General features: G+C 69.9%; 12 protein-coding genes. 5 read left to right on the top strand and 7 right to left on the bottom strand.

Annotation, left to right across the window (positions count from 1 at the left end; all coding sequences use genetic code 11):
• Both BFF94_RS30020 and pdxR read right to left on the bottom strand, forming a co-directional pair.
• Complete coding sequence (locus BFF94_RS30020) at window positions 1–2,229, bottom strand: penicillin-binding protein 1A (RefSeq protein WP_219140155.1); 2,229 nt, start codon at window positions 2,227–2,229, stop codon at window positions 1–3.
• A gap of 124 nt (window positions 2,230–2,353) precedes the next feature.
• Window positions 2,354–3,862: a MocR-like pyridoxine biosynthesis transcription factor PdxR gene (pdxR, locus tag BFF94_RS30025; protein ID WP_219140156.1), complete on the bottom strand. Its 1,509-nt coding sequence runs from the start codon at window positions 3,860–3,862 to the stop codon at window positions 2,354–2,356.
• A 123-nt stretch (window positions 3,863–3,985) separates the two neighbouring features.
• Between pdxR and BFF94_RS30030 the strand changes: the two genes are divergently transcribed.
• Window positions 3,986–4,624 carry an FMN-binding negative transcriptional regulator gene (locus BFF94_RS30030; RefSeq protein ID WP_128843106.1) on the top strand — a complete coding sequence of 213 codons (639 nt, stop codon included), beginning with the start codon at window positions 3,986–3,988 and terminating at the stop codon, window positions 4,622–4,624.
• A gap of 61 nt (window positions 4,625–4,685) precedes the next feature.
• Here the strand turns inward: BFF94_RS30030 and BFF94_RS30035 are convergent, their stop codons facing one another.
• Entirely contained in the window at window positions 4,686–5,267 is a 582-nt protein-coding gene (locus BFF94_RS30035) for a thioredoxin family protein (RefSeq protein ID WP_128843105.1), read from the bottom strand.
• A gap of 223 nt (window positions 5,268–5,490) precedes the next feature.
• Here BFF94_RS30035 and BFF94_RS30040 point away from each other — a divergent pair, with 223 nt between their 5' ends.
• Both BFF94_RS30040 and BFF94_RS30045 read left to right on the top strand, forming a co-directional pair.
• Window positions 5,491–6,231 carry a response regulator gene (locus BFF94_RS30040; protein ID WP_128843104.1) on the top strand — a complete coding sequence of 247 codons (741 nt, stop codon included), beginning with the start codon at window positions 5,491–5,493 and terminating at the stop codon, window positions 6,229–6,231.
• On the top strand, window positions 6,228–7,550 hold the full coding sequence (locus tag BFF94_RS30045; RefSeq protein WP_219140157.1) for an ATP-binding protein: 1,323 nt from the start codon (window positions 6,228–6,230) through the stop codon (window positions 7,548–7,550). The genes BFF94_RS30040 and BFF94_RS30045 overlap by 4 nt, the downstream gene beginning before the upstream one ends.
• A 78-nt stretch (window positions 7,551–7,628) precedes the next feature.
• Here BFF94_RS30045 and BFF94_RS30050 read toward each other — a convergent pair whose 3' ends face one another.
• From BFF94_RS30050 to BFF94_RS30065, 4 genes are all read right to left on the bottom strand, one after another.
• Window positions 7,629–8,240, bottom strand: coding sequence for an alpha/beta fold hydrolase (locus tag BFF94_RS30050; RefSeq protein ID WP_128843102.1), 612 nt, complete (start codon window positions 8,238–8,240; stop codon window positions 7,629–7,631).
• Window positions 8,241–8,281: 41 nt separating this feature from the next.
• Window positions 8,282–9,016 carry a metallophosphoesterase family protein gene (locus tag BFF94_RS30055; protein ID WP_128843101.1) on the bottom strand — a complete coding sequence of 245 codons (735 nt, stop codon included), beginning with the start codon at window positions 9,014–9,016 and terminating at the stop codon, window positions 8,282–8,284.
• Between the two features lie 109 nt (window positions 9,017–9,125).
• Window positions 9,126–9,662 carry a GNAT family N-acetyltransferase gene (locus tag BFF94_RS30060; RefSeq protein WP_128843100.1) on the bottom strand — a complete coding sequence of 179 codons (537 nt, stop codon included), beginning with the start codon at window positions 9,660–9,662 and terminating at the stop codon, window positions 9,126–9,128.
• A gap of 18 nt (window positions 9,663–9,680) precedes the next feature.
• Window positions 9,681–10,313 carry a LysE family translocator gene (locus BFF94_RS30065; protein ID WP_128843099.1) on the bottom strand — a complete coding sequence of 211 codons (633 nt, stop codon included), beginning with the start codon at window positions 10,311–10,313 and terminating at the stop codon, window positions 9,681–9,683.
• 304 nt (window positions 10,314–10,617) lie between these two features.
• On the opposite strand from BFF94_RS30065, the gene BFF94_RS30070 reads away from it, so the two are divergent.
• The gene (locus BFF94_RS30070) at window positions 10,618–11,811 is read left to right on the top strand and encodes a porin (RefSeq protein ID WP_128843097.1); all 1,194 of its coding nucleotides are present in this window, start codon (window positions 10,618–10,620) and stop codon (window positions 11,809–11,811) included.
• Between the two features lie 83 nt (window positions 11,812–11,894).
• Window positions 11,895–12,326, top strand: coding sequence for a GFA family protein (locus BFF94_RS30075; protein ID WP_128843096.1), 432 nt, complete (start codon window positions 11,895–11,897; stop codon window positions 12,324–12,326).
• Window positions 12,327–12,434: the final 108 nt, after the last annotated feature.

Below are 12,434 nucleotides of genomic sequence, written 5' to 3' on the forward strand. Positions count from 1 at the left end.
TCAGCGGAACAGCTTCAGCCAGTCGAACAGGCCCGGATGCTGCGGGCGCCGCTTCGGCGCCGGTGCGCTGCGCGGCCGGAAGTCGGGCGAGAACTGCGCGTGCGGATCGATCGCACGCGCGCGCAGCGCCGCATCGTAGAACGTGCCGACGATCGGCAGCGCGCTGTGCGCGCCCGCGCCCCAGTAGTCGCTGCGCAGCGTCACGCTGCCGTCGTCGAAGCCGACCCACGCGCCGGCCACGAGTTGCGGATGCATCAGGATGAACCAGCCGTCCGCGTTGTCCTGCGTCGTGCCGGTCTTGCCGGCGACATCGATGCGGATCCCGTAGCGCGAGCGGATGTCGGCGCCGGTGCCGCGATCGACGACATCGCGCATCACGTCGACGAGCGTCTGCGCGGCGGCGGCCGGCAGCGCGCGTTCGGGCGGCGCGCTGCCGAAGGCGGCGAGCACCTTGCCGTCGCGATCCTCGATCCGCGTAATCATCTGCGGCGCGACGTACACGCCGCGGTTCGCGATCGTGCCGTACGCGGACACCATCTCCTTCAGCGTGACGGGGCTCGTGCCGAGCGCGAGCGACGGCACCGCGTCGAGCGGGCTCTCACGCACGCCCATCGCGCGAGCGAGTTGCGCGACTTTCGCGGCGCCTTCGTGCTGCATCACCTGCGCGGTGATGCGGTTGCGCGACAGCGCGAGCGCGTCGCGCAGCGTCATCGGTTCGCCCGTGGGCGGCTCCTCGTCGGTGGGGCGCCAGACCGCGCGGCCGTCGATCGGGATCGCAACGGGGCGATCGACGAACGTATCGCCCGGCCGCATGCCGTCGGCGAACGCGGCGCCATAGACGAACGGCTTGAACGTCGAGCCCGGCTGGCGCCGCGCCTGCGCGACGTGATCGAACGGCTCGCTGCCGAAATCGGGACTGCCGACCCACGCCCGGATCGCGCCGTTGCGCGGATCGATCGCGACGAAGCCGGCCTGCACCTGCGTCTTGCGCTCGCACAGCGCGCGCATGAACTCCCGATTGGTGCCGAGCTGCTTCAGCACCGCGACATCGGTGAGCCCCGTGTCGCGGGCCTGCCGATAGTCGGGCGTCTGGCGGATGAAGCCGCGGAACAGGTCGTTGCGCAGCCCGCAGCCGGACGGGCCGCGCCATGCGCCGTCGGCGATCGCCTGCAGCCGTTCCGTCTGTTGCGTCAGCGCCTGCGTTGCCATGTCCTGCAACTGTGCGTCGAGCGTCGTGCGCACGACGAGGCCGTCCGAGTACAGATCGTAGTTGTTGCGATCGGCCCACGCGATCAGCCATTTGCGCAGCTGCACCGCGAAGTGCGGGGCCAGGCCCGGCTGCCCCGACTGCGGCTCGAAGTCGACGCGCAGCGGCCGGCGCTGCAGTTTCGCGAGCTGCTGCGGGCTCAGCATGTGCATCTGCGCCATCCGGCCGAGAACGATGTTGCGCCGCTGCACCGCGCGCTCCGGGTTCAGCACCGGGTTGTAGTAGCTGTTGCCCTTCAGCATCCCGACGAGCGTCGCGCTTTCGACGATGTCGAGCTGGTCGGCCGACTTGCCGAAGTAGGTGCGCGCGGCCATTTCGACGCCGTACGCGTTGTACAGGAACGGCACGGTATTCAGGTAGGTCTCGAGAATCTCGTCCTTGCTGTACACCGACTCGATCTTGAACGCGGTGATCAGCTCCTTCACCTTGCGCGTGAGCGTCGGCGCGCGGCCGACTTCGTCCGGATACAGGTTGCGCGCGAGCTGCTGCGTAATCGTCGAGCCGCCCTGGCGGGCGCCCGAGAACGTGTGCAGCCCGGCCGCGATCGTGCGGCGCCAGTCGATGCCGTGATGCGCGTAGAAGCGGTGGTCCTCGGTCGCGATCAGCGCGTCGACCATGTGCGGCGAGATCTGCTTGAGCGGCACCCATTCGCGGTTGACGGGCCGGAACTCGGCGATCAGCTGGCCGTCGGCGGACAGCACGCGTGCGGGGCGGTCGATGCGCGCCTTGCGGATGTCTCCGATGCTCGGCGTGAACGGGACGAACGCGAGCAGCACCAGCAGGCCCAGCACCGGTATCGCGGCGAGCGTCAGCGCGACGCCGCGGCGCGTCGGGTGACGCAGGCGATGCAGCACGCCGGCGCACAGCGCGCGGATGCGCGCGCCGCAGGCGGCGGCGAACGGTGCGACGCGGGCGCGGCAATGGCGCCACGCATCTCGGAGAAGCGGCACGAAGCGATTCAAGGCGGCAGGAGCGCGGATGGAAGAGGCGCGATCCTAGCAAACGACACACGTTCGCCGGCGGCTGAAACGGCCGTTTGCTTGCAGGATTTACAGACGATTACGTTTGTTGCCCGCCGACAACCTTTTACGGCGCGTGCGGCCGCGATTCCGCTGACGAAACCACGTCCGCGAGCCGCTGCGCGGCCGCCTCCATCTGCGCCCGCCCGAACCCGCCGAAGCCGAGCACGAGCCCCGGGCGGGCCGTGCCCGGCGCGAACATCGGCGACACCGCGCGCACCGCGACGCCGGCCTGCGCCGCGCGCGCGACCACGTCGAGATCGTCGATTCCTTCCGCAAGCCACAGCACGACGTGCATCCCCTGGTCGCCCGGCTGCACCCACGCGCGTTCGCGCGGCAGCCGCGCGCCGAGCGTGTCGATCAGCAGTGCGCGCTGTTCCGCATACACGCCGCGGACGCGGCGGATGTGGCGGTCGAGATGGCCTTCCGCGATGAACGCGGCCAGCACGTGCTGGTCGGCGGTCGGCGCATGGCGATCCATCAGCACGCGCGCGCCGCAGAACGCGGGCACGAGATCGTCGGGCGCGATCACGTAGCCGAGCCGCAGCGACGGAAACAGGATCTTGCTGAACGTGCCGAGATAGATCACGCGGTCGGGGTCGAGACCCTGCAACGACGGGAACGGATAGCCCTCGTAGCGCAGCTCGCTGTCGTAATCGTCCTCGACCACCCACGCGCGATGCGCGCGCGCCCACGCGAGCAGCGCGTTGCGCCGCGCCATGCTCAGCGGCATGCCGAGCGGGTACTGGTGCGACGGCGTGACGAACGCGGCACGCGCATGCGGCGCGATGCGGATGCCCGCGTCGACGTCGAGGCCGTCGGCGTCGACGGGCACCCGCACCATCGCGCCGCGCCGCCCGGTGCTTTCGAGCAGCGCGGTGATGCCGCGATAGGCCGGATTCTCGACCCACGCCTGGTCGTCCGCGCCGAGCAGCACCTGGCTCGCGAGATGCAGCCCCTGCTGCGTGCCGCTCGTGATCACGACCTGGTCGGCATGGCAGCGCACCGAGCGCGACCGGCGCACGTAGTCGGCGATCGCCTCGCGCAGCGGCAGCGCGCCTTGCGGATCGGCATAGCCGGACGGCGCGCCGGCGCCGCGCGCGCGCAGCCGGTTGCCGAGCCGGCGCCAGATGTCGTCGGGCGCGGTGAGGCCGACCGGCACCGAGATTGCGAACGGCGTGGCCGGCAGCGGCCGGAATTCGGTGGCGATTCGCGCGAAGGTGGCGGCCGGTTCGGGCAGCCCGGCGCGCGGCGAGCGCCGGCGTCGGGCGGGCGGTTCCGGGGCGTCGACGGGCGGTGGCTCCGCGAGCGCGTTCGCGACCCGCGTGCCCGCGCCGCCGCGCGATTCGAGGAAGCCTTCGGCGATGAGCTGCGCATACGCATCGACGACGGTGCCGCGCGCAACCTGCAGCGCCGCCGCCAGCAACCTTGTGGACGGCAGCGTGTCGCCCGGACGGACGTCGCCGCGGCGCACGGCTTCGCGCAGCGCCTGCGCGAGCTGGCGGCTCAGGTCGCCGGCCGCGCGGTCGAGCGCGCCGAGCGACGGGATTTCGACGATCCGGGCCGTTCTTGCCATGATTCTGGTCTGCTGAAATTGTTCCAATCCGGCTCTACAGAATAAACCAGTTTGGGATCACAATCGGCGGACGACGGGCCCGCGCCCGCGCCATTTCAACCCCTGCACGACCGTGGAGCCGACATGTACGTCCCCGCCGATTTCAACGAGCCCGACCCCGACGCGCTGCGCGAGCTGATCGTGCAGCATCCGTTCGGCAGCCTGATCACGCATGGCAAGAGCGGGCTCGACGCGAATCACATCCCGTTCGAACTGCTGCCCGACGATGGCGGGCTCGGCGAGCTGCACGCGCACGTCGCGCGCGCGAATCCGGTCTGGCAGGACATCGCGGACGGCGACGAGGTGCTCGTGATCTTCCGTGCCGGCGACGCATACATCTCGCCGAACTGGTATCCGAGCAAGCATGCGGCGCACCGGCAGGTGCCGACGTGGAACTACGTGGTCGTGCATGCGCATGGCCGCATCACGGTGCGCGACGACGAGAAATTCGTGCGCGGCTTGGTCGCCCGGCTGACGCGCACGCACGAGGCGTCGCAGCCGGTGCCGTGGAAGATGGGCGATGCGCCGAAGGATTATCTCGACACGATGCTGCAGTCGATCGTCGGGCTGCAGATCGAGATCACGCGGCTGGTCGGCAAGCGCAAGCTCGGGCAGAACAAGGCCGAAGCCGATATCCGCGGTGCGGGCGACGCGCTGGTCGCGGGCGGGAATCTTGCGATCGGCGAAGCGATGCTGGCGGCAGCCGACGCGAAGCGCGAGTGAGCGCACGAGACATGCAGACACGCGCGGGCGAGGGCGGGGGCCATGCCCGCGCGCAGGCAGCTTACTGCGTGCGTGTCGTTCCCTTCATTCCTTCTCCCGCCTGCGCGAGCGCACCGCGGATCGCCGCCTCGGTCTTGTCGTACCCGCCTTCGCCATAGCGCGTATAGATAACCTTCCCGTTCGCATCGATCAGGTACAGCGCGGGCCAGTACTGGTTGCCGTACGCGCGCCACGTGTCGTAGCGGTTGTCCTGCGCGACCGGATACTGGATGCCGAAGCGCTTGATCGCATCGGCGACGTTGCCCGCGTCGCGTTCGAACGGATATTCGGGCGTATGCACGCCGACCACGACGAGCCCCTGGTCGCGATACTTCCGGTACCAGTCGTTCACGTAGGGAATCGTATGAATGCAGTTGATGCACGAGTACGTCCAGAAATCGACGAGCACGACCTTGCCGTGCAACTGGCCCAGCGTCAGCGGCGCGCTGTTGTGCCAGCGGTCGATGCCGGTGAAATCGGGCGCAAGCATGCCGGCCACCGAGGCCTGCATGCTTGCGTCGTCGCGGGTGCCGGCGAAGGCGGCGAGCCCGGCCGTGGCGGCGAGGGCGATGACGAGGGCAGCGGTCTTGAGTCGGGGCAGCATGGCGTTCTCCTGAGCGGGAGGCCGCCGCTCGGGGGCGGCGGCCGGACGGGTTTCGACAGGCCCCATTAGGCTGCGCCGACGTATCCGCGATGTGTCCGGCAAGCCGCGCGTATGCAATGTTGTGTGTCGCCACGGCGGCGCGATACATTGGGATACAAACGCGAGCCCGCCGTGCGGTATAACAGCGGACATCCAGCCCGAACCACGACACCGACAACGACTCATGGACAAGATCGATCACGTGCTGATCGTCGACGACGATCGCGCGATCCGCGAACTGATCGCGGACTACCTGGAGAAGAACGGCATGCGCGTGTCGCTGGCCGCGAACGGCCGCGAGATGCGCAACGTGCTGGACGACGGCGCGCCCGACCTGATCGTGCTCGACCTGATGATGCCCGGCGAGGACGGCCTCTCGCTGTGCCGCGACCTGCGCGCCGGCAGGTTCCGCACGGTGCCCGTGCTGATGCTGACTGCACGCGGCGAGGAAACCGACCGCATCATCGGCCTCGAGATGGGCGCCGACGACTATCTGGCCAAGCCGTTCGCGGTACGCGAGCTGCTCGCGCGGATCCGCTCGGTGCTGCGCCGCGCGCGCATGCTGCCACCCGGCATGCAGGTGACGGAAACGGCCGAGCTGCTCGCGTTCGGCGAATGGCGGCTCGACACGACCGGGCGCCACCTGCTCGACGCCGAGGGCACGCTGGTCGCGCTGAGCGGCGCCGAATACCGGCTGCTGCGGGTCTTCCTCGACAACCCGCAGCGCGTGCTGACGCGCGACCAGTTGCTCAATCTCACGCAGGGGCGGCAGTCGGACCCGTTCGACCGGTCGATCGACCTGCTCGTGAGCCGGCTGCGCCAGCGGCTGCGCGACGGCGCGCGCGAACCGCGCTACATCAAGACGCTGCGCAACGAGGGCTATGTGTTCTCGTCGGCCGTGACCGCCGTCGACGGTACGCCATGAGCGCGCGCATGCCGTGGCACTGGCCGCGCTCGCTGTTCGCGCGGCTCGCGCTGATCCTGTGCGTGGGCCTCGCGCTCGCGCAGACGCTGTCGTTCTGGCTTACCGTGACCGAGCGTGACCAGGCGACCACCAACCTGATGATGGGCTACATCGAGCGCGAGGTCGCGAGTACGGTCGCGCTGCTCGACCACCTGCCGCCCGCCGAGCGGGCCGCTTGGCTGCCGCGCCTCGCGCGGCGCAGCTATACGTTCATCCTCGGGCCCGGCGAGACCGGCACGCCGCCGGAAGCGCGGCTGTCGGCGCGCGTCGAGCGGTCGATTTCCGACGGCATCGGCGGCGACTACCCGCTCACCGCGAACGCGATCCCCGGCGACCGCGAACATCTGCAGGTGCATCTGCGGCTGACCGACGGGTCGCCGCTGACGATCGACATCCATCCGATGTCGACGGTGCCGCTGTCGGGCTGGCTGCCGGTCGTGCTCGTGCTGCAGCTCGCGGTGCTGGCCGCGTGCTGCTGGCTCGCGGTGCGGCTCGCGACACGGCCGCTCAAGCAGCTCGCGCAGGCCGCCGACGCGCTCGGCCCCGACCTGAAGGGCGAGCGCCTGAACGAGGGCGGGCCGTCGGAAGTCGCGCGCGCCGCGCGGGCATTCAACGCGATGCAGGACCGCATCGCGCAGTACATGGCCGAGCGCATGCAGATCCTCGCATCGATCTCGCACGACCTGCAGACGCCGATCACGCGGATGCGGTTGCGCGTCGACGTGATGGACGACGACGTGCAGGGCGCGAAGCTGCGCCAGGACCTGCTCGAGATGGAGCATCTGGTGAAGGAGGGCGTCGCGTATGCGCGGACGCTGCACGGCACCGAGGAGGCCGCGCGCCGCATCGATCTCGATGCGCTGCTCGACAGCATCGTGTGCGACTACACGGATGCGGGGCAGGACGTCGCGCTGCACAGCCGCACGCCGCTCGCGCTCGTCACGCGGCCGAAGGCGCTGCGCCGCATCGTCGGCAATCTCGTCGACAACGCGCTGAAGTTCTCGGGCGCGGCCGAGATCGACGTGCAGGCCGCGCCGGACGGCGGCGCGGTGATTGCGGTGCTCGACCGCGGGCCCGGCATTCCGGACGATCAGCTCGACGCGGTGTTCGAGCCGTTCCGGCGCGTGGAGACGTCGCGCAACCGCGAGACGGGCGGCACGGGGCTCGGCCTGGCAATCGCGCGGCAACTCGCGCTCGCGATGGGCGGCACGCTCATGCTGAACAACCGGCCGGACGGCGGCGGGCTGGAGGCGAGGCTCACGCTCAGGAATGCGGCGTGACGCGACGCGGCGCGTGAGCGTCGCGGTTTCGGGTTTGTGCCGAAGCCGAAGCTGAAGCTGAAGCTGAAGCGTGCGAGATCAGATGCGCTGCAGGTGCACATCGACGAGCGGTGCGAGCGTGGGTGCATGCACGGCCGCGAGATCGTGCCGGCCGCCCGGCACGACATGCAATTGCGCATCGGGCAACCGTTCGAGCAGGCGCCGGCCGGCCGCGACGGGGCTGACCGGATCGTCGTCGCCCCACAGCAGCAGCGTCGGCTGCGCGATGCGGCCGATGTCCTGCGACAGGTCGGCGCGGAACGTCATGAACCAGTCGGGAAGCCGCGGGTTGGCTGCCGCGAAACCGGTGCGCCAGTCCTGCGCGCCGAGCCCTTCCATGTCGAGGCCGCCGGACGTGACCGTCAGCACCAGATGCGTGACGAGGCCCGGCTTGTCGAGCGCCGCGCGCATCGCGATCACGCCGCCCATCGATTGCGCGATCACGGCGGTCGGCCGGTCGATCGTTTCAAGCACATGACTGACGAGGCTGTCGAAATCGTCGACGGCCGGATCGCGCGGCGTGTCGCCGAAGCCCGGATAGGCGACGATCCGTCGCTCGGCCGGATGCGTCAGCAGGCCGGCCAGCGGTTGCCAGAAGGCGGTGCTGCCCGATGCGCCGGGCAGGAAGAGCAGTTGCGACGGAACGGGCATGGCGGTGTGGTTTTCCTGTCAACGAAGCGGGGGCGGGCGTGTCAGCACCGGCCGGTGCGCAGCGCGACGGTCCAGTCGTCGCGCCCGCGCGATGCCGCGGTGGCGGCGGCCGTGTGCCAGTCGTATTCGACCGCATGGAATTCGACGTTCCAGCCGGCTGCCGTGCGCGACACCATCGCGTAGCGCGCATGCGGCGAGCCCGTTTCGATCCGGTGCGGATGCGGCAGGTCGTCCTCGTAGGCCTGCAGCCCGACGCTGCCCGGATTGACGATCAGCCGGCCGTCGGCGAGCTTCGCGGTGCGCGGCACGTGCGTGTGGCCGCACAGGATCAGCGACGCCGCCGTGCCGCCCGCGCGCTGCGCGATTTCATCGGACGTGGCCGCGCGGCAGCCGTCGGGCGTGACCGTCTCGAGGAAATAGATGAGGTCGCTGGCCGGCGTGCCGTGCACCATCAGCACGTCGTCGCCGAGCGTCATGCGTTCGGGCAGCGCGGCGATCCAGTCGAGATGATCGGCGCGCAGCGTGTCGTGCGCCCAGCGATCCGACAGCCGCATCGACTCCCGATCGCCGGTGAGCAGTTGCCGTTCGTGATTGCCCCTGACGGTCGGCAGGTCGAGCGCGATCAGGCGGTCGGCCGTCTCGGCCGGATGGAGCGCGCCCGACACGATGTCGCCGAGATTGACGATCACGTCGGCGCCGCGGCGGCGGACGTCGTCGAGCACCGCGTCGAGCGCGGCGAGGTTGCCGTGGATGTCGGAGAGCGCGGCGATTTTCATGGTGGAGCGTCGATGAGGGGAACGGCGATTGTCGCCAATTCGGCGCGGGCCGTCCAATCGGGCGCATGCGAAGCCGTGAGCGGCTTCACGTGACGCCGCGGGTTGCGCGTCAGTCGGTCGCGAGGCGCGCGTACAGCGCGAAATCGCCCGGCGTGCCGCGTACCATCCGGTACGCGCGCAACAGCCCTTCGTAGCGGTAGCCGCACTTCTGCAGCACGCGCGCGGAGCCCGCGTTGCTGATCAGCACGACGCCCTGGATGCGCATGAAGCCGCCGTCCGCGAACGCCCACGCGGTGACGGCCGCGCACAGCGCGCTCGCGATGCCGCGCCCCCAGTGCGCCGGCGCGAGATCGTATGCAATCTCCGCCGAGCGGTTCGCGGTGGACACCGTATGCAGCCCGATCGTCCCGGCGAGCGCGCCCGATGCGGTGTCGACGATCGCAAGACGCCGGACCGAATCCGGATCGGCCGATTCGATGGCGTCGAACAGCGGCCGCAGATCGTCGGGCGAGCGCAGGTTCCAGCTCGTGTGGCGGACGACGTCGGGGTTCGACAGGTACGCGTACCACGCGTCGAGATCCGCGCGTTCGAGTTGCCTGAGCGACAGGCCCGGGAAACCGGAGCGGGGCGGCGAGTCGATTCTCATCGGAACCGGAACCCGCGCCTACGTCGCATGACGCCGGTACAGCGCCAGCGAACCGGCGAGCGCGAGCAGCATCGCGCCGCACGTGCGTTCGAGCCACAGCGCGCCCGAGCGCTTCAGCAGCCGCACCGCGCGTGCGCCGAGCAGCGCGTAGCCGAGCATCACGACGCCGTCGAGCAGCGCGAACGTGACCGCGAGCGCGACGTATTGCGGCGCGAGCGGCGCGGACGGATCGAGGAACTGCGGCAGGAACGCGGAGAAGAACAGATAGCCCTTCGGGTTCGTCACCGCGGTCAGGAAGCTCTTCGCGAAGATCGATGCGTTGCGCTCGGGCGCCGCGCCGCCGTGCGCGGCGGCGACGTCGAGCGAACCCTTCGACGTCAGCAGCCGGATCCCGACATAGGCGAGATACGCGGCGCCGAGCCACTTCACCACCGAGAACCAGAACGCCGACGCCATCAGTAGCGCGCCAAGGCCGAGCGCGACCGCGACGATCAGCACGAAGTCGGACAGCATCGCGCCCGCGAAGCCGTAGGACGCGCGGCGCACGCCGTAGCGCGAGCCGTTGGTCAGCGCGAGCAGCACGGTCGGGCCGGGTGTCGCGATGCCGACGAACGCGACGGCGGCGAAGATCAGCAGGGTCGTTTCACGCATGACGGAACTCCCGAGGGAAGGCGCGGGTTCGATTATCGGGTGCGCCAGCCCGCGCTGTACAGGCGCGACAGCCGCGACGACGGCCGCGTTTTCGACTATCTCAATTTTGGCAAGAAACTGTTTTCATTATTCCGCTTTCGATCGGAACCGGTTCCAATTACGATGGCGGCCGCAGCGGGCATACCCGCCGCGACGTCGCGCGGACGCCGCCGGCCTCGCACCGCCGGCGGATCTCGCCGCCCGCGCGCGCTACTCGCAACAGCCAGCCAGAACAACGGGTTCACCGCCCGGAGACACGACAATCATGAACAAGCAACTGATCGCAGCCCCGCTGCTGCTCTCGCTCGCGGGCATCGCGTCCGCGCAAAGCTCCGTCACGCTGTACGGCATCGTCGACGCGGGCGTGACCTATCGCAGCAACGAACGGGTGGGCTCGGCGGGCGCGTACACGGGCCATTCGAGCGTCGGGCTGACGACCGGCAACCTGTCCGGCAGCCGCTGGGGCATCAAGGGTTCCGAGGATCTCGGCGGCGGGATGCGCGCGCTGTTCGTCCTGGAGAACGGCTTCGACATCACGAACGGCACGTCGGGCCAGGGCGGCCGCCAGTTCGGCCGCCAGGCGTTCGTCGGCATCGGCAGCGACCGCTACGGCTCGGTCACGCTCGGCCGCCAGTACACGTCGCTCGACGACTTCGTGAGCCCGGTCGGCCCGTCGTCGTTCATCGGCGGCTTCGGCGCGCATCCGGGCGACATCGACGATCTCGACCAGACCGCGCGCGTCGACAGCTCGATCAAGTACACGAGCGCCAATTACTCGGGCTTCACGTTCGGCGCGCTGTACGGCTTCGGCGGCCAGCCGGGCAGCATGAAGCAGCGCAACACGTGGAGCGTCGGCGCGGCGTACGCGGCGGGCCCGCTGCGCGTCGGCGTCGGCTACGAGCGCTCGGACAACAGCAAGACGGGCGCGACCGACCCGACGGCCGGAAAATGGCAGAGTACCGACGATGGCCTGTTCAACTCGTCGATCAACGAAGGCTATGCGAGCGCGCAATCGCAGCAGGTCATCGCGACGGGCGCGACGTACGACTTCGGCCCGGCCGTCGTCGGCGTGAACTACAGCAACGTGCAGTACCGCAGCGGCGGCCAGTCGCTGTTCACCGGCCACGCGACGTTCAACGTCGCGGGCGTGTTCACGCGCTGGAACGTGCGGCCGCAGACGCAACTGTTCGCGGGCTACAGCTACACGCGCGGCAGCGACGTCGACGGCGTGGACGACCGCGCGCAGTATCACAACGTCACGCTCGGCGCCGTCTACGACCTGTCGAAGCGCACCAGCGTGTACCTGCTCGGCGCGTACCAGCATGCATCGGGCATGACGCTCGACGCGCTCGGCCGGCCGGTGGCCGCGACCGCGTCGGTGTCCGACAAGGCGAACGGCCACTCGTCCGATTCGCGCTCGCAGGCGATCGTGAGCCTCGGGCTGCGCCAGAAGTTCTGACGCCACGGTCGTTGCGGTCGCAACGGGGCCCGCAGCCGATGCGGGCCTCCCATACTATCGCCCCTGTTCCTCGAGGAGACGACATGACCCGAACGCATTCCGCGCGCTGCCTGTGCGGTGCCGTCACCGTCACGCTGCGCGGCGAGCCGGCGGCGCGCGCAAACTGCCATTGCGCGACCTGCCGCGATTTCTACGGCACGCCAATGCTGTCCGCGACCGCGTGGCCGCCGGAGCAGGTGGCGATCGGCGGCGGCAACGCGACGTTCCCGCATCCGTCGAAGTCGATGTCGCGCACGTGGTGCGCGTCGTGCGGCGAGATCGTGTTCGGGACGAACCGGCTCGGCATGCGCGTCGTGCCGAACAGCCTGGCCGCGCGTGCGCACGGCGGGCAACTGCCCGGCGACCTGCAGCCGACGATGCACCTGTTCTACCGGCAACGCGTGATCGACGTCGTCGATGCGTTGCCGAAATACGTCGACGGCTGGGACGGCCCGACGCTCGACCAGGCCAACTGAACGATCGCGTTCGCGTGCCGGTCCCGCCGGCGCGCGGCTTTCCCCGCCGCACTCCTTTTTCCCCTCCCGCTTCGATACGCCCAATCGCCAAAAAACGATTGCGCCGGA

Origin of the sequence: Burkholderia catarinensis, from assembly GCF_001883705.2 — a bacterium.
Lineage (GTDB): Bacteria > Pseudomonadota > Gammaproteobacteria > Burkholderiales > Burkholderiaceae > Burkholderia > Burkholderia catarinensis.

Bases quoted from the DNA above. Each gene is read 5' to 3' on its own strand.
- BFF94_RS30065 (WP_128843099.1), bottom strand. From the start codon at position 10,313: ATGCGTGAAACGACCCTGCTGATCTTCGCCGCCGTCGCGTTCGTCGGC.
- BFF94_RS30040 (WP_128843104.1), top strand. From the start codon at position 5,491: ATGGACAAGATCGATCACGTGCTGATCGTCGACGACGATCGCGCGATC.
- BFF94_RS30070 (WP_128843097.1), top strand. From the start codon at position 10,618: ATGAACAAGCAACTGATCGCAGCCCCGCTGCTGCTCTCGCTCGCGGGC.
- pdxR (WP_219140156.1), bottom strand. From the start codon at position 3,862: ATGGCAAGAACGGCCCGGATCGTCGAAATCCCGTCGCTCGGCGCGCTC.
- BFF94_RS30045 (WP_219140157.1), top strand. From the start codon at position 6,228: ATGAGCGCGCGCATGCCGTGGCACTGGCCGCGCTCGCTGTTCGCGCGG.
- BFF94_RS30050 (WP_128843102.1), bottom strand. From the start codon at position 8,240: ATGCCCGTTCCGTCGCAACTGCTCTTCCTGCCCGGCGCATCGGGCAGC.
- BFF94_RS30030 (WP_128843106.1), top strand. From the start codon at position 3,986: ATGTACGTCCCCGCCGATTTCAACGAGCCCGACCCCGACGCGCTGCGC.
- BFF94_RS30055 (WP_128843101.1), bottom strand. From the start codon at position 9,016: ATGAAAATCGCCGCGCTCTCCGACATCCACGGCAACCTCGCCGCGCTC.
- BFF94_RS30075 (WP_128843096.1), top strand. From the start codon at position 11,895: ATGACCCGAACGCATTCCGCGCGCTGCCTGTGCGGTGCCGTCACCGTC.
- BFF94_RS30035 (WP_128843105.1), bottom strand. From the start codon at position 5,267: ATGCTGCCCCGACTCAAGACCGCTGCCCTCGTCATCGCCCTCGCCGCC.
- BFF94_RS30060 (WP_128843100.1), bottom strand. From the start codon at position 9,662: ATGAGAATCGACTCGCCGCCCCGCTCCGGTTTCCCGGGCCTGTCGCTC.